Origin of the sequence: Comamonas sp. GB3 AK4-5, from assembly GCF_041320665.1 — a bacterium.
Classification (GTDB): Bacteria; Pseudomonadota; Gammaproteobacteria; order Burkholderiales; family Burkholderiaceae_C; genus Comamonas.
The window spans coordinates 802,662-827,107 of sequence record NZ_CP166730.1 but is presented as its reverse complement, the minus strand read 5'-3'; the positions used below and the strand labels follow the sequence as shown (position 1 = coordinate 827,107).

Genomic DNA, 24,446 nt, shown 5'->3' with positions numbered 1-24,446 from the left:
GTACGCACGCATGTGCGCACCGTCCCATCCTGGTTTCCCCAGGCCCCGACCGTAGCTGCTTCGCGCAGGGAAACCAGGTGTTGTGTTTCCCCTGTAACGAGGTAGTGATGTTGACTCAACCTTCTCAAAAATACCGTGCCTATCCGGTGGTGAACTTGCCGGAGCGCCAATGGCCTGCGCGCCAGCTGACGCAGGCTCCCATCTGGCTGTCTACCGATTTGCGCGACGGCAACCAGGCTTTGTTCGAGCCCATGAACCGCGAGCGCAAGCTGCGGCTGTTTCACGAGCTGGTGCGCATAGGCTTCAAGGAAATCGAGGTCGGCTTCCCCTCGGCCTCGCAGACCGATTTCGACATCGTTCGCCATCTGATTGATGACGGTCTGATCCCCGATGACGTCACCCCCATGGTGATCACCCAGCTGCGCGAAGACCTGATCACCACCACGGTGCGCAGCGCGGCCGGCGCACGCCGCGTGATCGTGCACCTGTACAACGCCATTGCCCCGGCCTTTCGCGAGATCGTGTTTGGCATGGAGGTGCCGCAAATCATCGCCATGGTGGAGCAGCATGTGGGCCTGCTCAAACGGCTGACAGACCAGCACCCCGAGACGCAGTGGGTGCTGCAGTACTCGCCCGAGACCTTTTGCATGGCCGAGCTGGAGGTGTCGCTGGCCGTGTGCAACGCGGCCATTGCGGCCTGGGATGCGGGGCCCGAGCGCCCCATGATCGTCAACCTGCCCACCACGGTGGAGGTGAGCACACCCAATGTGTTTGCCGACCAGATCGAATGGATGGACCGGAACCTGGCACGGCGCGAACACATTGTGCTGTCCGTGCACCCGCACAACGACCGTGGCACCGGCGTGGCCTGTGCCGAGCAGGCCATGCTGGCCGGCGCCCAGCGCGTGGAGGGCTGCTTGTTTGGCAATGGCGAGCGCAGCGGCAATCTGGATGTGGTGACCCTGGCGCTCAACCTCTACACCCAGGGCATTGCGCCAGGCCTGGATTTTTCCGACATCGCCGCCGTGGCCCGCATTGCCGAGGAATGCACCGCCCTACCCATTCACCCGCGCCACCCCTATGTGGGCGACCTGGTGTTCACCGCGTTCTCCGGCTCCCACCAGGATGCGATTGCCAAGGGCTTTGCCGCCCAGCAAGCGGGCGCGCTGTGGCGCGTGCCCTATCTGCCCATAGACCCCCAGGATCTGGGCCGCACCTATGACAGCATCGTGCGCGTCAACAGCCAGTCGGGCAAGGGCGGGATTGCGTTTTTGCTGCAGCGGGACTGGGGCATTCACCTGCCCCGGCGCATGCAGATCGAGTTCAGCGCCATCGTGCAACGCCTGGCCGACGCCAGCGAGACCGAGCTGTCCAGCCAGCAGATCTGGGCCTTGTTCGAGGCCACTTATTTGCAGGCCCATCAGCAGCATCCCGCGCTGCGCTACCAGGGCCACAGCCTGTTTGACGACGCCCAGGGCCAGGGCATTGCGTTGCAACTGGGCGCCGACAGCGCCAGCGCACGCACGCTGCGCGGCACGGGCAGCGGCCCGATTGCCGCCACCGTGGCCGCACTGAACCAGCCGCTGCGCATAGACAGCTATGAGGAGCGCAGCACCGGAGCCGGCGCCGATGCCTGCGCCGTGGCCATTGTCGAAGCCGCCCTGCCCGGCGTGCCCGGCTCACGCTTTGGCGTGGGCCGGCATGCCAACATCGTCACCGCCTCGGTGCTGGCGGTGCTGAACGCTGCAGCGCGGTTTGCGCAAACTGCGGCTTAAAAAAGAGCAGGCTGTGCATATACAGTCTGCTTTAGCGGTATTCTCACCCCACATTCCGCCCCATATTCAATACCGCAGAAACGCGGCGGCACCGCTTCAACCCAGCAGCTGATTCAGCCCGACCTTGGCGCGTTCAGAAGCGGCAAGCCAGGAGCCCACTGCAAAGCTGCCACCGCATGGGCTCCGTTATAGATGGTGACTGCCCGTCACCAGCTTATTCTGCCTGGCAGTTGGCCATGCCTCGCGCATTAGTCGCGCATCAGCTGCGTGTCCATCAGCTTGTTCTGCCAGCCACTGATATTCCGCTGTGCACGCGCCGAGTAGCTCTCCTGCTGTTGCGGCATACGCATTGACGGCGGCGCGGGTAGCGGCTGTGATGCGGTCGGGCACGCTGGCGATGTCGCGCTGCAGGCTGCCAGCAGCAGCGGCAGCACGGTCAGCAGCAGCGCGGTTTTGTGCGGCGCGCTGCTGCGCTGCGTTGATGGCTTCATTCTTTGTTGCCTCCATGCGTTGGTAGTCGACCAGGGCCTGGGCATGCTGGGCTACCAGCACCTGGGTGTGCTGCTGCTCGAGCTGGGCCAGCGCCGTACCTGCCCGCCAGCCCTGGGCCATCCAGCCGGCTGCAAAGGCCCCTGCAAACACCAAGGCGGCCAGAATTCTTTTGCCGCGTGCGGTCATGCTGACACCTCTGTAGTGGCCTTCGCCATGTCGTGGTTGCGTATCCAGCGTACCTTTAGCTCCTGACGCTCTTTTGTGCCCCCGCGCTCCCAAGCGCCAGGGCGCCATGTCCGCAGGTAAAGATCAAACGCTCCATGCACATCCTCAAGCGCGGGCAATACCTTAGGGTCGGTCCACAGCAGCAGCCGGGCCAGACCTGCAGCCAGCGCATCGTCTCGCTCGATGGCGTCCCAGATTGCACGATCGGTTACCGCCACGCCACGGGCCGCATACAGCCGCGCTGCGGCGACACGGGTGGAGACATGTAGGCGCACGCCATGCACCATGCCGCCACCCTGCTCGGCTTGCCAATAGCTCTTGGCCGGGCCTGCCGGGCGCGGCGGGCTACCCACTAGCTGGCGGCGGTGCTGAAAACCGCTCTCTTGCAAGCCTATGGCCAGCAGCATGACCCGGGCGCGCGGGCTGTCCATGCTGGCTGGCAGCAGGGCCATGGCCGGCGCAATGCCGGTCTTGATGATCTGGTCCAGTGTCACGCCCCACTCTCTCCATCTTTTTGTTGTGGCCCCAGGCCCAAGCGCTTGCGCACCCACTCGTTGAGCAATGGACTCAGCGCAAACTGATCCCATGCACGAAATGCCCAGTCGGCCGCAGTCATCGAAAACAGGCCGACGACAAAGCCCGCTAGCCCCTCGCTGCTCCCCGTCAGCCCCACAAAATCCACTGTTCCGTAAGCGCTCGCTGCAACGCCCAGCACAAGCATCGCCACCTTGCGCGGCCATGACCCTTGAATCCAAAGCAATGCCCCAGCGCTCCCAAGCAGCCCGGGGAGCTTTGGCAAGATTTGATCTGTCCAGTTGTTGTCCATTCCCCTCCCCTTCCTCCCTACAAAACCTGGGAGGACGTTCTCAAATACAGAGCCTCAGACTGAGGCTTTACTTGTCAAAAATCAGTCCTTGGTTTCCACATCTATAACCTCGTCCACCACGCTATCCCCAGTCTTGCGCACAGAGGCTGCACCAGCCTCATAGGCCTCGCATGCGATGGTGTTCATCAGCTGCTGCAGCGTGCCCTGCAAGCCGGCGGACAGCTCCGGCGTGATCTTGTTGCCCACATTGGCATTCAGCACTTCGGCCAAGCGGGAATTGATTGCGCTCTCGTTTTCGTTGTTCATATGAATCCTTTGGTTTTTGGTGATCAGGTGTTGACGGACTCGGCATCCCAGCGGATTGCCGCCACGGCATCTGCGGTTTCTGCACCCTGGATTGCTGCATAGAGGACGCGGCTGCGCTGGTGGATACCATCTGTGTGGGCCAGCAGCGCAAAGCCCACATCAATCGCGCCATCAGCATCAAGCTCCACCGTGGTGTTGTCCGCCAGGGTCCAGCGAATTGCATAAGCCTGGCCAGCATCACGCGCGATCTTTGCAGCCATGGCCGCGCCCACGATGCGCGCACGGCTCTCGGCGTCGCTGTCAAAGCGCCCCACGCCGGCCAGGTCGAAGCCACCAGACTCCAGCGCATCACACTCAGCCTTGATCTCCGTCCACTTGCGCGCCTGGGAGTTTTCCAGATCGTCGCCCGCAGCGGCCGACACAACCGTGCCACCTGCAAACACTCCTCCAGCCCGGGCTACGAGGGCGCGTTCCAACGAGTCAGTGGGCTCCTGCATATCCAGTACCGAAAGCGGCAACTCGGGATACTCCTGCCAGAGTAAATGCGCATCCTCGGATTTATCAGCACTGGGGTACATATGCACCTGCAGCCGCAAAGTAGTACCGAATAATTCAGATTTAACAACCCGGTGTGCAGCTGTCAGTCCATTAGGGGTAGGAATTATTTTCAATATTGACATATCAGCCTTATCTTTTAATAGAAAGAAGGTTCACTCTAACGTCATTAATGCTTCTATAGCCTTCAGGCGCGGATCTGCTCATCGCCTCCATACGGAGAACAACGCGGGTTGTTCCTGCAGGCAGCGGATGAACCGGAGATGTATAAGGAAAATTCATTCCACTATAAACACCGATCGAGAATTCGTAGCCAGACTTTTCGGAACCTATATATGGGATACCAGTTATTCGTGCAAAGACAAATTCAGATGTAAAGTCTCCCCAATAGGAAGAATCACCTCCGTCACTGACATATAAGCGAATTGCATTTGATCTTATCGCCCCAATCCATGAAAGGTAAATAAAATTCGCATATTTTCCATCAAAACTAAAATCATCGAGAATTCTGCTTGTTGAAACGTAAAAAGCAATATTCCCTTTGACTCTTGTTGCAATTGAAGTAATAGCCCCACCAGCTAGTTGAAGCGTATCAATAACGCCAAGCTTATTAATAACAAGCCCACCAGACTCGGAGTAAACAAGATCGTTTCCAAACTGGATTGCCCGTTTCGCACCGGATGCATTCAGGTCGATAAATGTTGTATTGGCCGTGTTCTGAATACGGCCGGCAGTAAGCGTGCCCATATTTGCCGCAACTGCGGACAGCATGGTCACATCCATCTTGTCGGCCGTAACCGCTTTGGCTGCCAGCTTTGCAGCTGTGATTGCGCCTGCGGCAATGGTTGCGGCCGTCACTGCATTGGCCGCGATCTTTCCGGCCGTGACCGCGTTGGCAGCAAGCTGTGTGGCAGTCACAGAGTTGGCGGCCAGTTTGGTGACATCGATGGAGCCTGCAGCAATGCGCGCAGCTGCCAACACCCCTGCCGTGATCTTGTCTGCTGCCAGATTGCCGATCATGGCGTTGATGATGGCACCGTTCTGGATAGCGGCCGTGCCCACAGCGATGGCATTTGCTGCAATCTTTGTGGCCGTTATTGCGCCGTCCACGATCAGCGTCCCTGCCATAGCTTCGCTGAAGCGCAGCTTCCCGACAAAGAGATAGTTTGCTGCGCTGTCTACTCTTATAAACACACTCACGAACGCTGAAGACTCTACGCTAGACGTCTTCGCTGTGTGCTCTATCGAGTTCCAGCTTGACCCCGTGGTTGTGAAGTCATAGTCGAAATCTCTCTGTACGTTTGCTGGTGTACGGAAAGAGATTCGGACTTTAACCATCGCAGCAGCAGGAACATAGATATTAGTTCTCAGCACATATTCCGACCCAGGTGCTACTGCGAATAAAGTGCACGAGCCTCCGCCCCAGGTCGTCGCAGCCTCGTAAGCCTTATCTATCCTCAATACAGACTTGCTGATGGTTCCTGCAGATGCGTTAGGCTCATTCAATTTGAACGAAATCGCGCCTCTAGAGTGCGGTGACCACATCGCAATGTCCTGGTACTCAGGATCAGGCACAAGTGTTGATGTGTCAGACACCAGCATCTTGCTGGCCGAGATAGCCCCTGCCGCAATCTGCTCAGCACGCACGGCGCCTGCTGCAATCGCTGCGGCAGTCACCGAGTTGGCCGCCAGCTCGTTTGCTGTCACCGCCTTGGCAGCGATCTTTCCGGCCGTAACCGCGCCTGCAGCAATGGTCACTGCCGTCACTGCGTTGGCCGCCAGCTTCCCCGCCACCACCGCACCTGCGGCGATCTGGTTTGCACTCACAGCACCGGCCGCAATCTTGGGCGTGCTGATAGCTCCGTCCGTGATCTGCGTGCCCACGATCTGCCCTGTGAGCTTGGCAGCGCTAATGGCGGCAAGCTGAGCATCTGTGAGCTGCCCAGCCACATCGACTGCCGCTGTCTCTGCTGTGTACTTGGTCCCGTTCCAGCGGTACAGCTTGCCGCCGTAGACGATGGTGCTGGTGCTCTTGACCGTGGGCAGGGCCCCGCTTGCAATGATCCCCACAGGCTCGATACCAGCCGCGAACTTGGTTGCATCCACGGCCTGGGTCGCCAGCTTGGTAGCCGTCACCGCGTTGTTGGCCAGGTTGCCAGCTTCCACCACCAGCGGGCCCAGGTCGCTATTGCCAACCTTGCCCACCGTCAGGGTGACGGGGCCTGCAGGCTGCAGCGACTCCACGCCGTCCACCGTCTTCCACTTGGCCCAGAAACGGTAGGTCTTGCCCAGGTCCACAGCGGCCGAGGCAACGTGCTCAGGCCCTGCAGCCGCCAGGCGCGCAGCAGCAAACCCAGGATTCGGAACTGCCGCCGTGACCTCTGCCACATAGAAGTTGGTGCTGGCGTGGCCATGGCCTTGCTCATACACAGGCATCGCTGTCTGCAGCGTGGCCGTGGTGAGTGCGGCCGCCACTGCAAAGCCGGTAGCCATGGGCGGCGGCGTCAGGTCCGGCTGGAAGATGTCATCAAACACCACATCCAGCTGCACCACGGTGCGCACCACGCCCTCGGCCAGTTGCCCTGCTGTATTGACTGCACGCAGCCCAAAGGTCCACTGGCCGGCATCCGGCTTGGTTGTTTCAAACTGGGCGGTGTAGACATCATCCGCAGCCCCCAGGGGGCGCATGCTGTCCCAGTTGGTCAGATTCAGCGGAACATCACCCGGCAGATAGCGGATCTGCACTCCTGCCAGCGCGGCAGGCTTGTCGCCCGAGTAGGACCACACAAAGCGGCGCAGGCCGCCATCCACCTGCAGCACCGCAAACGCCCCAGGGTTGCGCGGTGGCAGCTGGGTCATCGTCGTGATGTACAGCAGCGTGGCCGACTGGCCCACTCGGCCGCCCGGGTTGAAGGGCCGCACCTCGACCAGCCACTCCCCCGCCCCATCAATGCGGAACGTTGTGCGGCTACCCTTGGCATTGCCATCCACCAGGCGCAGCTCGCCGCCGTCGCGGCCGGCCCACACCTGGGCGTGGTCATAGTCGCCGTCTACCTCCCACTGCGCGTGCAGCTCGTACCACTCGGTGTCACCCTGCAGATTGACCTGCTCTTGCACACGCAAGTCGCGCGCAACAGGCCGGCCCAGCTGGGGAATACTGCTCTGGTTGGGTGCAGGCACATAGGTGCCATTGAGGACGTAATCCCAGAACTCCGGCCCCTCGGGCACGCAAGCGATGGAAGCTCCTGACAGATCGCGCTCGGGCTCAATGCTGGTCACGCGCACGCGGTAGCCCGGCGTTGGCTTGAAGTCTGCGCACCACAAGGTGTCATGCGTAGGGTTGTCCAGGTCATCGCCAGGGAATGCCACGCCGGCAGGCCAGCCGCCCACCAGCTCCACCACATCCGAAGCCTCGGCCATGGCCACCATGGGCCACACACGGTAGTCACGCTCACCAGGGATGCGCAGACCCAGGTGCGGCGTGGCCAGCAGCGGCACGGGCTCATCGAGCTGCAAGCGGATTTTTCCGCCCACGATCTGAGCCGCTATCACACGGCCGCCGTAGCCCCACTGCGTGAGGTCATGACTCACAGACAGCACGCTCAGGCGGCGATAGTCCAGATGCTCAATATCCGCCTGGTAGCTGATGGTCTTGAACTGGTACAGGCTCTGGGCCAGGTGGTAGCGGGCCAGCACGGCGGCATGGGCCTCGCTTGTCACGCCCTCTCCCGTCACCCGCGCCGGGTTGAGCATGGTGGTCACGCCCGGGGCCGTCACGCGCAGCGTCTTGGTTTCCCAGGTGTTGCGGTCCAGGTACTGGTATTCAATGCCATCCGCCGCGTTACTCAGCGTGTAGTCCACGCTGAAGCTGGCTTTTTTCATATTGGCCATGTTGACCACAGCGCTGATGGGCTGGCCACTTCCAACAAATGCCACCGTAGGCCGGCTGCCATCAGTCCAGGCGAACTGCCCCATACCAGCCAGCGCCACCTCGTCGCAGAACTCCTGCAGCGACATCTGCTGTGTGATCCAGCGGTCATAGGTGTAGCCATTGGCTTTGCAGTGCAACATGAAGGCCTTCAAGCCCTCGATGTCGATCTGCTCGTCGGACATGCCGCAGCCCCACTGCAGCACTTGCTTGCCCGCAGCATCCTTGACGTATACGCCGCGCAGGGTCTGCAAGATGATGGCGCCAGGGTTGCTCAGCCCCTCCTCGCGGGTCGTGGCCGTCACCCACTTGACGCCATCCCACATTGGTATAGGCCGAGCACGGTAGGTAGCGCGCAGCGTGTCCAAGCTGCCAGACAGCTGGCCCGTGGCCTTGATCTTGATGCCGATGCGTCCCCACTGGCTGTAATCAGTGGCGTCTGCCTGCACGGTGCGCAGCGCTGTCCACTGCGCTTGGCGCGTGGTCTTGTCCGGGCTCTTGCCGTTCGTGTGGCGCATGCGCACCTCATACTGACCAGAGGGTACCGTTTTACTGAAGGTGGTGCGCCGGGCCTCCGTGGTGTTGTTGCTCAGCTGCTTGGGGGCAAAGAAGTTCTGCCAGGCCGAGGCTCCAACGGCGCGGTACTGCGCCTCCAGGTTCAGATAGGCACGCTTGAGCCCCTGGTTGCCCTGGGCAAAGAGCTGGTATTCCAGGTCCACATGCAAGCTGACAGCACCAGCGGAGCTGGTACGCGTCACCCATTCCGCTGTGTCCATCAGCTCGCCACCGGCAATGGTGTCGGCATTGCTGTACAGGGGCACGGCCACGCTGGGCATGCCCCTGAAACCATTGTGAAACACGCTCACTTCGGAAAACGAGGCGATGGGCGTGTCACCAATGGACAGATCAGCAGCGGTGTGCACGTTCACGCCACCCAGCAAGATGGTGGACATGAACTGCTCATCCCCTTCAAACCAGGCATAGGGCTGGCTGGCAAGGTCGGGGGTGACACGCATCTCACCCCACAGCACAGGCAGAGCCTCATAGGGCCGCGCACTGTTGCGCTGGCCGCTCAGGCTGTAGACCTGGCGCGCAGCCGCAACATCACCGACCTTTGGCGCCTTTGGGCCCAGCACCTTGTTGATCAGCATGGAGCCCAGAACGAATGTGCCCCATTGCGCTACGGCAAGACCCGTAGACCCAAGTGCGGCTGCGGCATTGATCCCCCAGATGGCATTTCCAGCGCCAATGGTGAAATAAGACAGCGCGGCAATGGCCACCAGCTGCACGGCCTGCTTGGCCACCACCGCACGGCAGGCAATGTGCATGCCATGCTGAGGGTAGATGCTGGCCCACATGGCGCATGGCACTGTGGAGCCGTCAATGCTTACGCTCCAGGCTCCGCTTTGGATGCCTGGAACATGGCGTTCAAGAAAAGACGCCAGGCTTTCACCGGGCTGCAGGTCCACCGGCACATTGCGCTGGCCCTCGGTCGTCAGCGCATGCGGCGTGATGACCAAACGCCCATGGGCGTCATAAATAGCGTCGATCTGTGTACGACTTATTTCCATCGATAGTACCCCTCCACTGTCAGACCAAAGCCGGACAGATCTTGCAAGCGATGCAACGTGCTGCCCCCCTGCATCCAGGTAGCTGTATGCAGCACATGCGGTGCGTAATTGACAAAAAAGTAAGTGCCTATGTGACCGGCCATCTGTGCTCCAGGCTCACGCATGAGCACGGCATCGCCATCCTGCGGCTCAGCGACCAAGTCGGCCAATTGATCGCAGTAAGTGGAAATGACCGCATCCTGCTCGGCTGGTAAAAAAGGACGGGGGCGTTTGTTTGCCACCCACACTTCACGCCCGAACAGCTCGCCCTGGACTTGCATCGCCAGATCCGCGCAGTCCATGTGCCTAGGGCAATACGGGATCCCGACAAAACGGTCTATCTGCCAGGCATCCATCAGAAGATCCCGGGAAGCGTGAATGGATTGGCTATCTGTTTGCAGGCTGACTGACGCGTAATCTCATCCACGCTGCAAGTGGCCTGGGCCGTTGCGCCGCTGATGCTGACGCTGCTCATGGGCAACCAAAACACATGCTCATGCCGATCCGGCGTATCACGCGCCACGATGATCAGCTTGGCCATGGTGGTGGTGCCCGGCAGCAAGCGCTCCAGCTCGTCGCTAAAGCCGCGCCCCGCGTTATCCACGGCCAGTTGCATGCGCGGCATGCTGCCGCTGACATCCTCAGGCAAGGTGAAGCCGAATGGCAAGCCTATGTAGGCGACCCCTTGACTCACCCAGTCCACCACATCATTGGCAATGCGCATGGGGCCCGAAAAGCTGGCATTACTTACCTCCAGCAGCTCAATATGGCCCACGCCATTGGTGATCCGTTGATTGCGTTCGCTGAACTTACTCATCGCAAGTACTCCAGAGTGACTGAGCGCTGCGCTTTACCGTACTGGCTGGCCAATGGGAGTAACTTTCCAATATCGCCCCCTTTGAAACGCACAGAACGGGCCTGTCCCGTGCGTGAATCGCGCCAGTCAAACCAGCCAATACGGCGGATTTCGTTGAAATACCAGTCCTCGAAGGCCTGTGAATCAACACGGGTCCTGAAAAACAAAGTGGCCGTCACTTGGACGACCACTCTGCTTTGCCCGACACGCATCTTGGCCAGGCCTTTATCCATCTCCGAAACAACAACGCCGGGGTCAAATTGCTCCCCGGCGTCGTCTTTGAGCATACGAACGTAGCTCGGTAGCTTTTCCATATTCACACCCCCATGTTCTTTCTTGCCCTCATGGCCTGGCCTATTTGCCCGCTGTCAGATGCCAGTTGGCCAGCGACCTCCGACACTGCCTGCCTGATGAACACATCAACAACTTCTCGCCCATTGAGATCACGCGAGCTGCGCTGCTCCACTTGGGCTCCAGGCGGGGTATGGACGTTCACCACTGTCGTAGACCCACCAGACGCCGCCCCCAGAGCACGGATTCCGAGATTGCCATCGGGCCCGCGCTTAAGCGGCATGATGGCCTCTGGCCCAGCCTCGCCAAACACCCCCATACCCTGGGCAAATGCAAACAGCTTGGGACTATCGTGGACCTGATTGCTGTACAGATTCAGGCTCGGGCTGTCATAAACACCCCCCAGGGCATTGAGCTTCAGGCCCAACCCACTAGCACCGCTGCTCAGGCTATAGGAGCCACCGCCAGCCATAGGACTGATCGCTCCCGACGATGCACCAGCGCCGCCGCCAAACAGGCTCATGCCCCCGGAAAAAAGGCTACCAAACAAGCCCCCACTACCGGACTCGCCACCAAGCATCCTCGCCATGCCCGCACGGATCTGGATACGGATCATCTCCGTAATGATGGAGTCGGCCAGGCTTTTGAAGTCCGCCTTGCCTGTCATGGCAAAGGACACCAATGCATCTTCCATGCCGCGAAATGCCTGCGAGAACAGCGCCTCGGTCTGTCCCGCCACATTCGCGGCTTGGTCCACATAATTTTCCAAAGCCCTGGCAGCGCCTAAAGACCATTTGCTTTGCATCAGCTCCATCTGCTCGTAGGTCTGCTGATACAGCTGCAGTTCGCGTGCCTTTTTTCGCTGCAGTTGTTGCAGCTGCAGATCAATCGGTTGGCGCTGCTCCTCACTCAGGCCTGCGCGCTGGTCTTGCAGCTTGTTTTGCTCGGCCAGATAGCGATCTTCAATGGCCCACTGGCCTTGGAGTCGCGCCTTTTGCTTATCCCCCATCCAGGCAGTTTCCACTTGGCGGCCAGCCTGTTTATCTAGCTGTTCCAGGTAGCGCTCATGGGTCACTGTCAGTGATTGCAGCTCGTCATTTTTTCGCTTGGCTGCAGCACTGGCCTCTTGGTCAAGGACTGTCAGCTTGTTCTGGCTTTCCAACTCCTTGGTATTCAGCTTGGTGCGGGCCTCTGCCAGCTGATTTTGTTCTTCCCGTGAGGCCTTGCCACTGCGTGTGCGGCTTTCCAGGTTGCTGATTTGCTGCCTAAGCCCGTCTTCCTCCGCTTTATTGACTTCAAGAATAAAGGTGCGCTTTTGGGCGTAATAGTCCTGCTCGGAAACCAGGCCTGCCTGACGCTCCAGATCCCGCTTGCGCTGTTGCTGATCCAGCAGGGCGACTTCTGCGCGGTTTGAACTCTGGATTGCGGATGAACCTTGGCGGCGAGCGGCTGCGCCAGCATTCTTTCCTGCGCCTGCATGCTCTGCACGAATTGCAGCAAGGCGACCCGCAATTTCTTCCTCTGAGGCACCAGCATCCTTTCCTTCGCTTCTGGCTTTTGTCAAAGCCGTTTTCAACCTAGCGCTTTTATCTAAGTACCGCTCTCCATTACTTTTCCATCTAAGTCGAGCACCTTCACGCTGCTGGGCAGCAGCTTCGCCCATCGCTTTTGCCGATGCATCATTGGCTTGCCCTTGCAGTTCAAACAGCGTTGCTTCTGCCGCGGCCAGCTTAGCTCCACTGTTATTACGTCCTGCACCAAAGCGCTCTACATATCCCTCATGGACTTGTCGCAGGTTTTCAACTGTTTGCTGCTGCTTTTCCAGCTGCTCCTCAACGCTTTTCCCACGTCCAATCCCCAGCATGGCATCCCATGCTTTTTTAGCAAAGTCGCCAACCCCGCGCCATGCGCTTTCCAGCAAGCCCAGCCGATCCTTCAACTGGTCCGACCGCCCCATCATGACGTCGGCATAGGTTTCCTGCGCCAGCTTGGCAGCTTCGGACTCGCGCCCCTGGTCTTGCAAGGCCTTGATCTGCTCATACACCTCGGCCGTGAGATAGCGATGCGTTTCCGTCAACCGCAAAGATGCTTCTACCGGTGATTTACCCAGCTCTGCGAAGTCACTGACAGTCTGAGCAATGGGCACACCGGCTTCACGTTCCAGGTTCAAGGCGACTTCTGCCACTTTCTGGATGCTCTCAGCAGCCACATGGCCGGTGCCAGCCAATTGCGCCAAAGCAGCAGCAGCTTCTCCCTGGGTGAACCCCTTGCCATCAATGGCCTGAGCCATGGTGGCGAGCTGACCCACCGTGACACCAGCTGCATTGCCGCTCATGATGAGAGCCTTGGCATAAGCGTCAGCCTCTTGACTGCCCTGGTTGTAGGCTGAGGCCAACTCCGCCGCAGCACCTGCAGCAAGGGCATACGGATTGGCAAGCCCGAGAATACGGGCCCCCAGTGCCCTGGCAGAGGCCCCGGTATTCGTGAACATGTTCTTGAGCAGGTCGCCATGCTCAAGCATGGCCTTCATCGGGCGTTGGCCTTCTTGCAGGCTGGAAACAAGGTCCTTGAACTGCCCAGCCTTGAACTGCCCAGGCACGTCACCCACGGCTGGCTCATTCTTCGCGCCTGCTACCTCCTGCATCGGCTTCACGCCAGAGCCACTAGAACCTTTTAGCCGGCCTTGCAAGGCCTCGATCTCTCGCAGCTGCTCGATATATGGCTTAAGCCTGTCCTGATCAAGACCGCCCTTCTTAACCAATGCATTGTAGAAGTCAGCACCAGCCTTCGCCCCTGACTGCAAAGCAGTGGTGGCTCGTTGTATGGAGGCCAGCATCGACTGCTCTGCCCTGCTCATATCACGGCTGGCAGACTCGGCCGCCAGCCCCAGGGGCTGGACACCTTCGGCCGCCCTTCGGGTGGACTGCGCCACCTCGCTCGCCATGTTGCGCCCGGCCTTGGCCACCTCCTCAAAGCCTTGGAGGGCGCCCGTGGCATTCACCTCGACCTCTATCTGTACCTTGCGGCGATCTATGTCTGCCATGTCAGCCCTCTTCGTAAATGCAATCGAGTGCGGCGGCTTCCAGCACGCGGATATCGTTGCGCAGACGCCTGTGCTCAACCTGCGGAATCTGCGCCAAGCGCAACTCTTCAGCGAGCACGGAGTAGTCAAGCCCAATAACACCGCCCGGGCCTGCCCGCCACTGCGTGGCCATGGTTTCGAACAAGCACCAGGCGGCCCAGTTTTCGGGCCAGACCTGGGCTTGATACGTGCCCACGAATTGCTCCGCAGGCATTCCCCATTGACGCAAGTAGGCTGCGTCGGGAATCCGGGCATAGCGCGCCTTGGCCGCCGCTATCAGTTTCCCAAGCGACCCTCGGTGATAAGCTGACGGTACAAACCCATCGCGGCCTGGGCCGCTCCAGGCAGCTCATCAGCCAGTTGTATGCATGCCGGCAAGGTCAGCGGAACGTCCAGCCCCCAGTTCTGGAAGATGGCGAACAAATACTGGCCGTTGAACTGCACACGTTGTTGCTGCAGGCTTTTGCTCGAAAGCTTGCCCTGCAAATCCGTTTCGGCGTCCAGGGACTGACCGAAAACCTCATCCAGCAGAGCGCCAAACTCGGTCAACGTACGGTATTTGAAAGTCACCGGCAGCATGGCATCGCCGCCATCGAGCAGCTTGAACTTGACCACCTCGGGAATTCCATCTGGGCGTTGGCCCAGGCGGATGGTTCTTGCGATTTCCTTCTCCTGGGCCATGGTCAAACCTCGCTACCGATATAGGTGGGCGCATGGCGCAGCAACACGGTCGAGGTCGTCACCTGTTCCTGACCTTTTTCCGTGCTGGCGGCATCGTCATAGTCGAGCTCCCCCACATAGAAGGAAGCCGAGCCATCACGATAGACCAGCTTGTGCACGGAAGGGTCTTGGCCATTGGCGGCCTTGAGTGCTGCACGCGCCACACCATCGCCCTTCCAGCTGATGGTGTATTGCAGGCGACGGGCACTGCGCCCTGTCTTGAACTCGCTGCTCTCCTCGACATCCAGGTAGCTGGTATTGCCGGTTTGCAGTTCGCCACCGCTCAGGGCGAAGGTCGGAACATAGGGCAAGCGTTGAAAGCCCGTCTCATCCGGGAGCGGAATCAAGCTGAGCTTGCCCCCGGCAGGGAACTTGACTGTGTTGCTGGTGTCCACGCCGTCCAACGTCACGGCCTGCGCCGTTGCTGTTTTGACGCGGGCCACCAAGCCCGTCAGCTCGGGCCAGTCTTCACTGTCCAAGATGACAAGGTCAGTGGCCTTCAAGCTGTTGTCCACAGTGACCACCGCATTGGCGGCATTGGAGACTGAGCCAAATGCCAGGGCTGTGCCCAGTGCAGTAGCCAGATAAAGCTTTGCCCCATCGGGCAGAGGTACTTTGCGCATAAATGTGTCCCTTTTTGGAAAAAAAGAAACCCGCCACGGTCTCCCATGACGGGTCGAAAAAAGCCCTTACGGGCAAAAGAAAGCCCCAAGGAACAAGACCTTGGGGCTCAAAACTCTGTGATCAAAATTGCGATGAAAAACGCTTCATCATCCCCAGACATCAAAGTCCTGCGAGGCCGAGAACAGCTTCATGTCTGCGTCATAGCCATCGCGAAATCCAGCATTGGGACGAATCACCAACTCAGCATGGCCACGCAGGCTACCAGCCAGTTGATGTATGCCCTCTTTGACCTGCAGCACATCACCACCCCAAACCTCGACCTGGACCAACGCATGCGACACCTGCGGCTCGGCGTTGTCCAGATACTCCATAGGCTCTCCACCAATGCGACGCCAGACGGCATACAGCCCCTCTGTCTGCGGAGGTGCAGCAGATGCATAGGTTTGAGAAATGACAGCTTCGATAGCCGCCTGCAAAGCTTGGTCCATGTTTACTCCATCTCTGTGATGTGGGCCAGCAATACGGATTCCGCCGCATCACAGGCTTTTTCTGCTGCCGACAAAGCGCCTCGCGCAAAGGCTTTGCCCGCGATATAGGCAGGCCCTCCAGGCCTCTGCAGGTAATACGCGTCTTTTTGCGCCTGCGACGCATAAGGCCCTGGCTCTGGTTTGCCTTGCATCTCCGGCCTTATTTGTGTGACCCAACCTTGACGGGTATAGCGCACGGCATAGCGCTGCCAGTAGCCATACTCGATCAAACTCGCGTGGGGTGCTGCCGTGCTATCCCAGCTGATGTGGTAGCTGGCGACCCCTTCTGGGCGGCCATCGCTTGCATCGGCCAAATAGATGGATTCCGCCACGTTGCCTGCAATCTGCGGAATGTGCGCCACATTGAACTGCATGCGTTCATAAATGACCTGTGCCGCAGCCTCAGCTGCCGGAGTAGCAAGCGCCTGCACGGCATCTCCGAGCTCCTCCACAAAAGACTCCAGTTTGGTAATGTCCATGCCTTTAACCATAACGTTGTCCTACTCGCCAAGCCCTGCATTGCACGCCACCTCATCAGACCACTTCAATGAAAGCTCTACCAGAGCAAACTTCAGGCCCTTGCAGCGGTGAAAAGCAAAGCTCTCCACCACGACAGAGCGCGCTAGGCATAAAAGTGGCAGGAGCAAGGAAGGGCATAACCCGGAGGCTTAATGCACCGGGCCTTTAAACAAAGCGGCAGCTACAGGCTGTCACTGGTTCGCAACTACAGTAAGAACCACTTACATAACCCTCGATACGTCGTTGCGCAGCCTTGTCATGCGAGGTGTGCTGCCTGCGGCCCCACGCCTTGTTTTGACCGCAAACCTACGGTTTGCTGCGTCATGTGCGCAGCTCTCATCCGGCGCACACCATGTTGACAATGCAGCGCTTGGCGAAAGCCTGACAGCTGGAAGGTCTGAAAAATGAGAGCAGCACACATCCCAACCCGCTGTTGAGCAAGCCCTGGCCAAGTGAGCGCACAAAAAGTGAACGTACAAAAAGTGAACGTACAAAAACAAAAAGCGGCCCTTGCAGGCCGCTTTGCTTTTTGAGGACGAGTTTGTCCCTTGATAACTACACGCACCGCCACAGGCTTGATGCGCGTCTTTTATAGAAAATTTTACGGTAGCAAGATTTTTCTTGCTACCGACTTAGCAAAGTATACAGAAACTTTTCCCAACGTCAAGCAAATGTCTGAATTCTTTTTTTGATGGCCTGTCGCGCCACGTTGACGCAATCGTCCAGGTAATTCAGCAACGCCTTGCCTTTTTCTCCTCCAGGTGCAGGAGCACAGCCCGAACCACCGCAGCCACCGCATGGCTTGTTTGACAACACATCCGTCCAAGGCTGTAACTGGAATCTCCTGCCACAGCACACGGGACAGCCAGGCTGTAGCCAATGCAACAAAAGCAGCGCACTCATGGCCTCAGCATCTGCCACCTCCTCCATCGCAGCCTTGATGCTCAAATGCAGTCGTACGCTCGGCAGCGACTTCAGAGCGCACATGGTTTCCCTGAGTTCCAATTCAAACTTCTCAGCCAAGGACTGGCGGGCCTTCTCGGAGTGCGCTTGCGTCACTTTTTCTGCCCCTTCCTGCCTGGAGAAGTGCTGTGCCAGAGCCGCAATCTGCTTGCGTGTTGCTTGACGCGGAATTCGGCAGCCTCTGCGCGCGGCGGCATCCCATTCGCTGTGCAACCGCATCAGGGCCGAGCCAAAGCGATATTTGCCCCAACCCGCAGCGATCAGGTAATCCGCATCGCCCGACCATGCAGCTTCTACGCGCAGGCTGCTGGAATGGATTGCCGTCAAGTACCGCTCTTGAGTGGTTGGTGTTTCGATCATCCTGTGCTCTCTTTCCTGTGTTGCGTCCTCTTGCCTCAGCTCTTGGCTCAGCCAATCCATGGAGCATGTTTTAACTTTAGATGATTCTAAACATTTAGTCAATAAATTTATAAAGAAAATGCTTACAATCAGCTGAACATGGACGACATCACGCAACACCGAAAGCGGCGCCTACGCGCGCTCATTGACTCTTCTTCGTACAGCGGTAGCCAAGCCAGCTTTGCCAAGGCCACAGGCTTGACTGAAGGGCGCGTATCGCAATTGCTCGACCCAAGCCAGAGCTTTGGCGAGCGATCGGCGCGTAACATCGCTACCGTGCTAGGCCTGATCGATCGCTACTTTGAAGATGGATTTGGCATAGGATCAGTAACAGAGCTTTTGTCATCCGATATCGGCGATGCACTGAGCTTGAAAGCAATAAAGAAGATCCCAGTGATTGGCGAAGTCAAAGGCGGAGATGACGGGTACCTCGAGGAGCTGGAGTACCCCGTTGGGTTTGGTGATGGCTATGTGGAGTACCCGACCACAGACCCGAACGCATATGCCGTTCGTGTACGCGGGGACTCCATGCATCCAAGATACCGGGCTGGAGAGTTTGTGATCGTCGAACCCAATATCGAGGCCCAGGAAGGCGACGATGTGGTGGTGGTCTGTGCCAACGGCCGCAAGATGCTCAAACAGCTGAACTGGCGGCGCGACGGCGAGCTGCAGCTACTTTCTGTCAACAACGGGTATGGTCCTTTGACATTGAGCATTCACGAGGTAAGGTCCATCCAGCTTGCTGCGGGCCGTGTGCGCCGCAGTGGCATAAAGCATTAAAACGTGCTCAGTATCTTGTGCTGATGCGTGCTGCGAGGCACAAGCCGAAGCCGCTCAGGGGGTGCTTAGATTTCCATCGCTGGCGGACGCAACAGGTCTTCATTCACCCCCATCACCTGACTGGCCCGCTCCACCGCCTGCCACAGGGGTGCGGGCATTTGCAAAATGGCTTCGGGTGATTCGGAGCTGGCAATCCAGTGGCTGATTTGCAGGTGCTGCTCGTGGGTGAGCAGGTCCAGGTGCAGCATTTCGTCAATGGTCTTCATCTGGGTGGATCGCTTCTTGGTTCTTTAGGGATGCCGGGATAGCCTAGCGTACATCTTGCCCCGCCTTCCAAGGATGGGATGCGAGCAATGACCTGCGGAAGCCCTGCCTGCGGTGGAAAATGTCACGCGGCATCCTGCCTGGGCTACGGCCGTACGCTGTCGTCGCCTGCCCCCCGGACTGGGCGGTCGGAGCCCGACTCTGTGCTGCGCTGCCACGCGCACCATGCCCATCGCGCCGGGTGCCAGAAAAATTAAAAACCAGAGCACTCCCTGCTGATGTAGATTGCATCAGAGGCGGTTTTTACTGGAATTTTCGTCCTGCGCCATGCCCTGCTCTGCGGGCCTGCATGGCTGCTGCGACGGTCTTTTGCGCTTCACCTCGGTCACCCGGAGCGAATGTTTCACCTGGAATAGCATGCAACTGTGGAATGGATGGAAACCGGCCGTGGCCCCTGCCGCGCGACTGGATGTGCTGCGTGTGGGCCTGGGCGCCTGCCTGGCCCTGGGGCTGTCGGCATGGCTGCTGCAACTGCCCCTGTCAGGCACCGGTGTGGGCCACTGGGCGCTGTTTGCCCCCTTGGGTGCCACATCGGTGCTGGTGTTTGCCGTGCACACCGGGCCGCTGTCCCAGCCCTGGTCCTGCGTGGTGGGCAACACGGTGGCGGCCTTGTGGGCCTTGCTGGTGGTGGCCTGCTGGCCCCAGTCCGCTCCGGCCTGGTTGTTGCCGGCCGTGGCCGTGGGTGGAGCCATTGCCTGCATGCAGCTGACGCGCTCGCTGCATCCGCCCGGGGGCGCCGTGGCCCTGCTGCTGGCGCTGGAGGCCCAGCATGGTGTGCACCATGACTGGAGCTATGCCTTCATGCCCATTGGGCTGCTGACCCTGTTGCTGGTGCTGCTGGCCATGGCCTACCACCGCGCCTGGGGCAAGCATTACCCGCTGCAAGCCCTGCCAGCCACGGCCAGCGCCAAGGCCCAGCATCTGCCGGCCGATGATTTGTCCCAGGCCGATCTGCAAGCCCTGCTGGCCCGCTTTGACCAGGACTACAACCTGACCCCGCAGGAGCTGGGCCAACTGGTGCGCGCGGCCGAAGAACAGGCCATTGCCCGGCGCTTTGGCAGCGTCAGCTGCGGGCAGGTGATGACGGCCCGCCCCTGGACCTGCAGCCCTGGCGACGGCCCGGCTGCGCTGGCGGCACAGTTTCAGCAGCACCCCATCAAAAGCCTGCCGGTGGTGGATGGCAGCGGCCGCCTGCTGGGCGTGGTGGCTCGCGGCGCCCTGTTTGACTGGCTGTGGCAGCAACAACAGCAGGACGCCGGCGCCCGGCGCCAGCAACGCAGCTGGCGGCTGTGGGGCAAGAAGCCACCGGCCGCCGCCACGGTCACTGCGGCCGCGCTGATGCAGGACGCACCCCTGAGTGTGGAAGACAGCACGCCCGTGTCCCAGTTGCTGGAGGCCCTGGCCGAGCACACCGTGCCCTTTGTGGCCGTGCTGCGCCAGGGTCAGCTGGCGGGGCTGATCACCCGCAGCGACATCATGCGCATTCTGCTGCACTGAAACGCTGCTGACGCGCTGGCATAGCACTTCATATTCTGTAGCTGCCCGCGATTATGCAGTGGCCCCCGCAAGCCATTACCCCTCACACCCGCTCGCCGGGAGCAAACTGCAGACAGGCTTGCACAAAGGCCGCCAGCGCCGGCGAGTGACGTTTGCCCGCGCGCTGCAGCAGCGAGAAATGCCGCTGCATGCGCGGCAGCGCCGTGGGCAACACCTGCAGCTCGCCCGCATCCACCAGGGGCTGGACCAGCACACGCGGCAAGCAGCTGATGCCCAGGCCCTGGGCCACGCAGCGGGCAATGGCTTCGGAGCTGCCCAGGGTGGCTGCGGCCGGCAACTGGTGCAGACGCGGCAGCAGGGCATGTTCCACCATCTCGCGCGTGCCCGATCCCGGCTCGCGCAGCAGCCAGCGTGCCTGGCGCAGCGCGGCCGCGCCCACGGGCTTGTTCACGGCCTGCCGGGCCAATGGGTCTTGCGGGGCGCAGACAATGACCAGCTCGTCGCGCAGCCAGGGCTGCACCTCCATGCCCTGCCAATGGCTGGTGCCCTCGATCAGGCCCAGGTCCACCTCCAGTGCCTGCACGGCCTCGGCCACCTCGGCGGTGTTGGCGATCTGCAGGTCTACCGCCACCTGCGGGTGGCTGCGCGCAAACGCGGCAAGCACCGGGGGCAGCACATAGCTGCCTATGGTGGTGCTGGCCGCCAGGCGCAGCCGCACCGGCAGGCCGCTGCCCTTGCCCGAAAACGCCTGCTCTATGGCGCGCGCCTGCTCCAACATGTCCAGCGCCTGGGGCAGCAAGGCGCGGCCGGCGTCATTCAGCACCAGCTGGCGACCCACGCGCTCGAACAACTGGCTGCCCAAGGCCAGCTCCAGCTGCTGCAGCGCGGCACTGGTAGCGGACTGGGACAGCGACACGGTCTGGGCCGCCGCCACGGTGCTGCCGGTCTGTGCCACGGCGCAGAAGATTTCCAGTTGGCGCAGCGTCAGATGGAGCATGGGCACTCTCCTTTTTGCTGCGCACTGGCGCAGCCATCAACCGGTTTCATCGCTAGAACCTACACAAACTATCAGTTATACAAATATAACCAAGTTATCTAAAGTCCAGACCGTCGCCCACGCTCCAGGCCCGTCCTGACCCTCCCCCCTCTTTTCGTGGACGGCATTGTCTGCCATGTCCACTCCTGCACTTTCCCCGTCATTTTTGTCACGCTCCGGCCAGCAACTGCTGCAGTGGCTGCCCGGCCTGCTGCTGTGCGGCGCCATCGCTGCGGTGGCCCTGTGGGCTGCCACGCTGCCGGCGTTGGCCGAGCGCGGCCTGAGTGCGCTCACCCTGGCCATTGTGCTGGGCCTGGTGGTGGGCAACACCATCTACCCGCGCCTGGCTGCGCCCTGCGCCAGCGGCGTGGGCCTGTCCAAGGCCAAGCTGCTGCGCACCGGCATCGTGCTCTACGGCCTGCGCCTGACGTTTCAGGACATAGGCCAGCTGGGCTGGGCCGGCATTGCCATCGATGCGGTGGTGCTGACCAGCACCTTTTTGCTGGCCCAGTGGCTGGGCCAGCGCGTGTTCCAGCTGGACCCGCGCACCACCTTGCTAGTGGGCGCCGGCAGCTCGATCTGCGGCGCCGCCGCCGTGCTGGCCACCGAGCCTGTGGCCAAGGGCCGGGCCAGCGATGTGGCCGTGGCAGTGGCCACCGTGGTGGTGTTTGGCACCGTGGCCACTTTTCTCTACCCCGCGCTGTTTGCCTGGAATGCGGCCCATGGCTGGCTGGACGTGAGCGCCCAGCAATACGGCCTGTATGTGGGCTCCACCGTGCATGAGGTGGCCCAGGTGGTGGCCGCTGGCGAGGCCGTGGGCCGCGAAGCCGCTGACATGGCCGTGATTGCCAAGATGGTACGGGTGATGATGCTGGCGCCATTTTTGCTGGTGCTGTCCTGGTGGCTGGCCCGCAGCGAGCGCCAGGCCGAAGCAGGCCAGGCAGACAGCGGCCATGCCACGCCCAGCCCCATCAGCATTCCCTGGTTTGCCCTGGGCTTTGTGCTGGTGGCCGGCATCCATTCGCTGGACGTTCTGCCCGCACCGCTGGTGGCTGTGGGCGTGCAGCTGGACACCCTGCTGCTGACCCTGGCCATGGCCGCCCTGGGCCTGACCACCCACATCGCTGCCGTGCGTGCCGCAGGCACCAAGCCCTTGCTGCTGGCCCTGGTGCTGTTTGGCTGGCTGCTGGGTGCCGGCCTGCTGCTGAATCTGTGGCTACCGCAGTGGCTGTAAGCAACCGCGCTTTTGCTTCAGAACGTGTTCGAAGTCTCCTCGCGGCGCGCCAGTGTCTTTGCGGGATGGAATACAAGGCGCGATACCGCACTATTGCGAGGATTCGCAACACAGCAGACCGCCCGCAAAACCACTGGCCCGCAGGGTTGGAGCGAAATCGGGCGATTTCTTCGCGCTGAAGCTTGCTTGCACAGGGGTGCAAGCTGCGCCCCATCGACTCGAACTCATCCCGATTGCGCTCCAACGCGCCTGCGTAGAGACATTGAACACGTTCTCAGAACAAGGGCGGTAAAGGCAGCCCGCTGCCGCGCAGCCAGGGGTGGTGGGCGCAGGCCAGCATTTCCCGGTCGCCCCGGCTATCGCCATAGGCATAAGCCAGGGCTACAGGCTCTGTATTAAGCCACCCAGCCAGGCGTTCCACCTTGTGCGGCCCCCAGCAGTTGGGCCGGTGCAGATGGGCCGTAAAACGGCCTTGCAAATCCAGCTCGGTGGCCAGCACCGCATCAAAGCCGGCCTGCAGCGCCCAGGGGCGCAAATAAAACGCAGGGGATGCGCTGACCAGTACCAGCCTATGGCCTAGCGCACGGTGCTGCTGTACCTGCTCCAGCATCTCCGGGCGCAGCAGCTGCGGCAGGCGTTCGCGCGCATAGCGCTCGCCCAGGGCCTGCAGCGCAGCGCCGTCCTGCCCACCCCAACAGGCACGCAAAAAAGCCTGTTTCGCCTGCTGGCGGCTGCCCAATCCCACACGCCAGGCCAGCAGCGCCGGCACGGTGCGCAGCGCGGCCCACAGCCAGCCGGCCCGGCCCAGGCTGTAGCGGGCAAAGTCCTGCAGGCTGTCGCCCACGCTCAAGGTGCCGTCAAAATCAAAGGCCGCCACAGGGGCTGGTGAAACGGGGTGAACAGGGCGGTCGACAGGCATGGCCCACTGTACGCCATGCAGGCCCTGGCCAAAGCATTCACTGCTCTACCGTGTCGCTCTCGCAAGGCATGGCGGCGACGAAGACATCGCGCGTGGTGTGCAACACCCCTCGGTGCCAGGCCGCCACGATGCAGGCCCTGGCCTGTACCCCATCGGTCTGCAGCGGCAGAAACTTCAGGCTCTCGGTGCGCTGGCGTGACAGCGTCCACGGCACGATGGCAGCACCCACGCCAATCTCCACCAGCGTCAACAGCGTCGGGATCTGGCTTTCCTGCACGATGTGCGGCTGCACGTCCAGTGCCTGGAACAGGTTCTGCAGCACCTGCCGAAAATACGGCGACCCGGCCTGCGCATAGCCCAGCAGCGGCAGCTGCTGCAACTGCTCGGCTGTGATGCGCCGCTGCGTGGCCCAGGGGTGATCACGCCGCAACGCCACCACCATGGGCTCATGAAACACCTCCATGCAGGCGATCTCGGCGCAGACTGCCATGGGCCGCATCAAGGCCACATCGATGGAGCGGGACTGCAGCATGGCCTGCATGGTGTTGGAGTTCATCTCCCGCAGCTCCAGCGTGACCTGGGGGTGCTGCGCCCGGTAGCGGTACAGCGCATCCGCCAGCGGCGAATACATCACCGTGGGCGCCAGCCCCACCACCAGCGTGCCACCATCTCCTACCGCAGCCTGGCGCACGGCGCGCAGCATGCGCTGGGTCTGCGCGGCAATCTCGCGGGCATGCTGGTACATCACCTCACCGGCCGGCGTCAGCCGCACCGAACGGGTGGTGCGAATAAACAGCGCCGTGCCCACACTGGCCTCCAGCCTGCGGATCTGCTGGCTGAAGGGCGGCTGGCTCATGTGCATGCGCGCCGCGGCCCGGCCGAAGTGCAACTCATCGGCGGCCGCCAGAAAGCAGGCCAGCTGACGATCATCGACGGCCATTGTGTCGGAACGCGTCAT

Annotated in this window: 25 protein-coding genes; 5 read left to right on the top strand and 20 right to left on the bottom strand. The window is 60.8% G+C overall.

Translation table 11 applies throughout. The annotated features are described in order from the left end of the window. Nucleotides 1-107 precede the first annotated feature (107 nt). Nucleotides 108-1,775, top strand: a complete 1,668-nt coding sequence (locus tag ACA027_RS03555) for a 2-isopropylmalate synthase (RefSeq protein WP_370681030.1) — start codon at nucleotides 108-110, stop codon at nucleotides 1,773-1,775. 186 nt (nucleotides 1,776-1,961) lie between these two features. Here the strand turns inward: ACA027_RS03555 and ACA027_RS03550 are convergent, their stop codons facing one another. The 6 genes from ACA027_RS03550 to ACA027_RS03525 all read right to left on the bottom strand — a co-directional run bounded on the left by ACA027_RS03550 (nucleotide 1,962) and on the right by ACA027_RS03525 (nucleotide 9,060). Next, a complete protein-coding gene (locus ACA027_RS03550; protein WP_370681029.1) occupies nucleotides 1,962-2,453 on the bottom strand; it encodes a hypothetical protein in 492 nt (163 codons plus the stop codon). Continuing rightward, complete coding sequence (locus ACA027_RS03545) at nucleotides 2,450-2,986, bottom strand: hypothetical protein (RefSeq protein ID WP_370681028.1); 537 nt, start codon at nucleotides 2,984-2,986, stop codon at nucleotides 2,450-2,452. The genes ACA027_RS03550 and ACA027_RS03545 overlap by 4 nt, the downstream gene beginning before the upstream one ends. Then, on the bottom strand, nucleotides 2,983-3,318 hold the full coding sequence (locus ACA027_RS03540) for a hypothetical protein (RefSeq protein ID WP_370681027.1): 336 nt from the start codon (nucleotides 3,316-3,318) through the stop codon (nucleotides 2,983-2,985). The genes ACA027_RS03545 and ACA027_RS03540 overlap by 4 nt, the downstream gene beginning before the upstream one ends. Nucleotides 3,319-3,399: 81 nt before the next feature. Next, on the bottom strand, nucleotides 3,400-3,624 hold the full coding sequence (locus ACA027_RS03535; RefSeq protein WP_370681026.1) for a hypothetical protein: 225 nt from the start codon (nucleotides 3,622-3,624) through the stop codon (nucleotides 3,400-3,402). A 23-nt stretch (nucleotides 3,625-3,647) separates the two neighbouring features. Further along, nucleotides 3,648-4,304, bottom strand: coding sequence for a DUF4376 domain-containing protein (locus ACA027_RS03530; RefSeq protein ID WP_370681025.1), 657 nt, complete (start codon nucleotides 4,302-4,304; stop codon nucleotides 3,648-3,650). A gap of 7 nt (nucleotides 4,305-4,311) precedes the next feature. Continuing rightward, nucleotides 4,312-9,060: a host specificity factor TipJ family phage tail protein gene (locus ACA027_RS03525; RefSeq protein ID WP_370681024.1), complete on the bottom strand. Its 4,749-nt coding sequence runs from the start codon at nucleotides 9,058-9,060 to the stop codon at nucleotides 4,312-4,314. Here ACA027_RS03525 and ACA027_RS03520 point away from each other — a divergent pair. Next, complete coding sequence (locus ACA027_RS03520; protein WP_370681023.1) at nucleotides 9,025-9,684, top strand: hypothetical protein; 660 nt, start codon at nucleotides 9,025-9,027, stop codon at nucleotides 9,682-9,684. The genes ACA027_RS03525 and ACA027_RS03520 overlap by 36 nt on opposite strands. On the opposite strand, the gene ACA027_RS03515 is transcribed toward ACA027_RS03520, so the two are convergent. The 10 genes from ACA027_RS03515 to ACA027_RS03470 form a co-directional block, all read right to left on the bottom strand. Continuing rightward, nucleotides 9,669-10,073 (bottom strand): hypothetical protein, encoded by a 405-nt coding sequence (locus ACA027_RS03515; protein ID WP_370681022.1) that lies wholly within the window; start codon nucleotides 10,071-10,073, stop codon nucleotides 9,669-9,671. The two genes, ACA027_RS03520 and ACA027_RS03515, sit on opposite strands and share 16 nt — an antisense overlap. Continuing rightward, nucleotides 10,073-10,534 carry a DUF1833 family protein gene (locus tag ACA027_RS03510; RefSeq protein WP_370681021.1) on the bottom strand — a complete coding sequence of 154 codons (462 nt, stop codon included), beginning with the start codon at nucleotides 10,532-10,534 and terminating at the stop codon, nucleotides 10,073-10,075. The genes ACA027_RS03515 and ACA027_RS03510 overlap by 1 nt, the downstream gene beginning before the upstream one ends. Continuing rightward, nucleotides 10,531-10,893, bottom strand: coding sequence for a hypothetical protein (locus ACA027_RS03505; protein WP_370681020.1), 363 nt, complete (start codon nucleotides 10,891-10,893; stop codon nucleotides 10,531-10,533). The genes ACA027_RS03510 and ACA027_RS03505 overlap by 4 nt, the downstream gene beginning before the upstream one ends. Then, nucleotides 10,890-13,907, bottom strand: a complete 3,018-nt coding sequence (locus tag ACA027_RS03500) for a phage tail tape measure protein (protein ID WP_370681019.1) — start codon at nucleotides 13,905-13,907, stop codon at nucleotides 10,890-10,892. The genes ACA027_RS03505 and ACA027_RS03500 overlap by 4 nt, the downstream gene beginning before the upstream one ends. A 1-nt stretch (nucleotide 13,908) precedes the next feature. After that, on the bottom strand, nucleotides 13,909-14,142 hold the full coding sequence (locus ACA027_RS03495; RefSeq protein WP_370681018.1) for a DUF1799 domain-containing protein: 234 nt from the start codon (nucleotides 14,140-14,142) through the stop codon (nucleotides 13,909-13,911). Between the two features lie 80 nt (nucleotides 14,143-14,222). Next, nucleotides 14,223-14,627: a phage tail assembly chaperone gene (locus ACA027_RS03490; protein ID WP_370681017.1), complete on the bottom strand. Its 405-nt coding sequence runs from the start codon at nucleotides 14,625-14,627 to the stop codon at nucleotides 14,223-14,225. Between the two features lie 2 nt (nucleotides 14,628-14,629). Then, nucleotides 14,630-15,289, bottom strand: coding sequence for a phage tail tube protein (locus tag ACA027_RS03485; protein WP_370681016.1), 660 nt, complete (start codon nucleotides 15,287-15,289; stop codon nucleotides 14,630-14,632). A 147-nt stretch (nucleotides 15,290-15,436) separates the two neighbouring features. Next, nucleotides 15,437-15,778: a hypothetical protein gene (locus tag ACA027_RS03480; protein ID WP_370681015.1), complete on the bottom strand. Its 342-nt coding sequence runs from the start codon at nucleotides 15,776-15,778 to the stop codon at nucleotides 15,437-15,439. 2 nt (nucleotides 15,779-15,780) lie between these two features. After that, nucleotides 15,781-16,308, bottom strand: a complete 528-nt coding sequence (locus ACA027_RS03475) for an HK97 gp10 family phage protein (protein WP_370681014.1) — start codon at nucleotides 16,306-16,308, stop codon at nucleotides 15,781-15,783. A gap of 691 nt (nucleotides 16,309-16,999) precedes the next feature. Further along, nucleotides 17,000-17,659 carry a hypothetical protein gene (locus ACA027_RS03470; RefSeq protein ID WP_370681013.1) on the bottom strand — a complete coding sequence of 220 codons (660 nt, stop codon included), beginning with the start codon at nucleotides 17,657-17,659 and terminating at the stop codon, nucleotides 17,000-17,002. A 138-nt stretch (nucleotides 17,660-17,797) separates the two neighbouring features. Here ACA027_RS03470 and ACA027_RS03465 point away from each other — a divergent pair, with 138 nt between their 5' ends. Next, on the top strand, nucleotides 17,798-18,478 hold the full coding sequence (locus ACA027_RS03465) for a helix-turn-helix transcriptional regulator (RefSeq protein ID WP_370681012.1): 681 nt from the start codon (nucleotides 17,798-17,800) through the stop codon (nucleotides 18,476-18,478). A gap of 65 nt (nucleotides 18,479-18,543) precedes the next feature. Here the strand turns inward: ACA027_RS03465 and ACA027_RS03460 are convergent, their stop codons facing one another. Continuing rightward, a complete protein-coding gene (locus tag ACA027_RS03460) occupies nucleotides 18,544-18,744 on the bottom strand; it encodes a hypothetical protein (protein ID WP_370681010.1) in 201 nt (66 codons plus the stop codon). Between the two features lie 415 nt (nucleotides 18,745-19,159). Between ACA027_RS03460 and ACA027_RS03455 the strand changes: the two genes are divergently transcribed. Continuing rightward, entirely contained in the window at nucleotides 19,160-20,299 is a 1,140-nt protein-coding gene (locus tag ACA027_RS03455; protein ID WP_370681009.1) for an HPP family protein, read from the top strand. Between the two features lie 82 nt (nucleotides 20,300-20,381). Here the strand turns inward: ACA027_RS03455 and ACA027_RS03450 are convergent, their stop codons facing one another. Beyond that, the gene (locus ACA027_RS03450) at nucleotides 20,382-21,296 is read right to left on the bottom strand and encodes a LysR family transcriptional regulator (RefSeq protein WP_370681008.1); all 915 of its coding nucleotides are present in this window, start codon (nucleotides 21,294-21,296) and stop codon (nucleotides 20,382-20,384) included. Between the two features lie 175 nt (nucleotides 21,297-21,471). Between ACA027_RS03450 and ACA027_RS03445 the strand changes: the two genes are divergently transcribed. After that, complete coding sequence (locus ACA027_RS03445) at nucleotides 21,472-22,569, top strand: YeiH family protein (RefSeq protein ID WP_370681007.1); 1,098 nt, start codon at nucleotides 21,472-21,474, stop codon at nucleotides 22,567-22,569. Between the two features lie 274 nt (nucleotides 22,570-22,843). Here ACA027_RS03445 and ACA027_RS03440 read toward each other — a convergent pair whose 3' ends face one another. After that, nucleotides 22,844-23,488 (bottom strand): HAD family hydrolase, encoded by a 645-nt coding sequence (locus ACA027_RS03440; protein WP_370681006.1) that lies wholly within the window; start codon nucleotides 23,486-23,488, stop codon nucleotides 22,844-22,846. A 37-nt stretch (nucleotides 23,489-23,525) separates the two neighbouring features. Beyond that, a complete protein-coding gene (locus ACA027_RS03435; protein WP_370681005.1) occupies nucleotides 23,526-24,446 on the bottom strand; it encodes a LysR family transcriptional regulator in 921 nt (306 codons plus the stop codon).

Coding starts and splice junctions, on each gene's coding strand:
- ACA027_RS03465 (WP_370681012.1), top strand. CDS start 17,798: ATGGACGACATCACGCAACACCGAAAGCGGCGCCTACGCGCGCTCATT.
- ACA027_RS03530 (WP_370681025.1), bottom strand. CDS start 4,304: ATGTCAATATTGAAAATAATTCCTACCCCTAATGGACTGACAGCTGCA.
- ACA027_RS03460 (WP_370681010.1), bottom strand. CDS start 18,744: ATGAAGACCATTGACGAAATGCTGCACCTGGACCTGCTCACCCACGAG.
- ACA027_RS03500 (WP_370681019.1), bottom strand. CDS start 13,907: ATGGCAGACATAGATCGCCGCAAGGTACAGATAGAGGTCGAGGTGAAT.
- ACA027_RS03445 (WP_370681007.1), top strand. CDS start 21,472: ATGTCCACTCCTGCACTTTCCCCGTCATTTTTGTCACGCTCCGGCCAG.
- ACA027_RS03480 (WP_370681015.1), bottom strand. CDS start 15,778: ATGGACCAAGCTTTGCAGGCGGCTATCGAAGCTGTCATTTCTCAAACC.
- ACA027_RS03455 (WP_370681009.1), top strand. CDS start 19,160: ATGCAACTGTGGAATGGATGGAAACCGGCCGTGGCCCCTGCCGCGCGA.
- ACA027_RS03450 (WP_370681008.1), bottom strand. CDS start 21,296: ATGCTCCATCTGACGCTGCGCCAACTGGAAATCTTCTGCGCCGTGGCA.
- ACA027_RS03555 (WP_370681030.1), top strand. CDS start 108: ATGTTGACTCAACCTTCTCAAAAATACCGTGCCTATCCGGTGGTGAAC.
- ACA027_RS03475 (WP_370681014.1), bottom strand. CDS start 16,308: ATGGTTAAAGGCATGGACATTACCAAACTGGAGTCTTTTGTGGAGGAG.
- ACA027_RS03470 (WP_370681013.1), bottom strand. CDS start 17,659: ATGATCGAAACACCAACCACTCAAGAGCGGTACTTGACGGCAATCCAT.
- ACA027_RS03485 (WP_370681016.1), bottom strand. CDS start 15,289: ATGCGCAAAGTACCTCTGCCCGATGGGGCAAAGCTTTATCTGGCTACT.
- ACA027_RS03525 (WP_370681024.1), bottom strand. CDS start 9,060: ATGTCCACCATCTTGCTGGGTGGCGTGAACGTGCACACCGCTGCTGAT.
- ACA027_RS03510 (WP_370681021.1), bottom strand. CDS start 10,534: ATGAGTAAGTTCAGCGAACGCAATCAACGGATCACCAATGGCGTGGGC.
- ACA027_RS03535 (WP_370681026.1), bottom strand. CDS start 3,624: ATGAACAACGAAAACGAGAGCGCAATCAATTCCCGCTTGGCCGAAGTG.
- ACA027_RS03435 (WP_370681005.1), bottom strand. CDS start 24,446: ATGACGCGTTCCGACACAATGGCCGTCGATGATCGTCAGCTGGCCTGC.
- ACA027_RS03490 (WP_370681017.1), bottom strand. CDS start 14,627: ATGGCCCAGGAGAAGGAAATCGCAAGAACCATCCGCCTGGGCCAACGC.
- ACA027_RS03515 (WP_370681022.1), bottom strand. CDS start 10,073: ATGGATGCCTGGCAGATAGACCGTTTTGTCGGGATCCCGTATTGCCCT.
- ACA027_RS03550 (WP_370681029.1), bottom strand. CDS start 2,453: ATGACCGCACGCGGCAAAAGAATTCTGGCCGCCTTGGTGTTTGCAGGG.
- ACA027_RS03440 (WP_370681006.1), bottom strand. CDS start 23,488: ATGCCTGTCGACCGCCCTGTTCACCCCGTTTCACCAGCCCCTGTGGCG.
- ACA027_RS03540 (WP_370681027.1), bottom strand. CDS start 3,318: ATGGACAACAACTGGACAGATCAAATCTTGCCAAAGCTCCCCGGGCTG.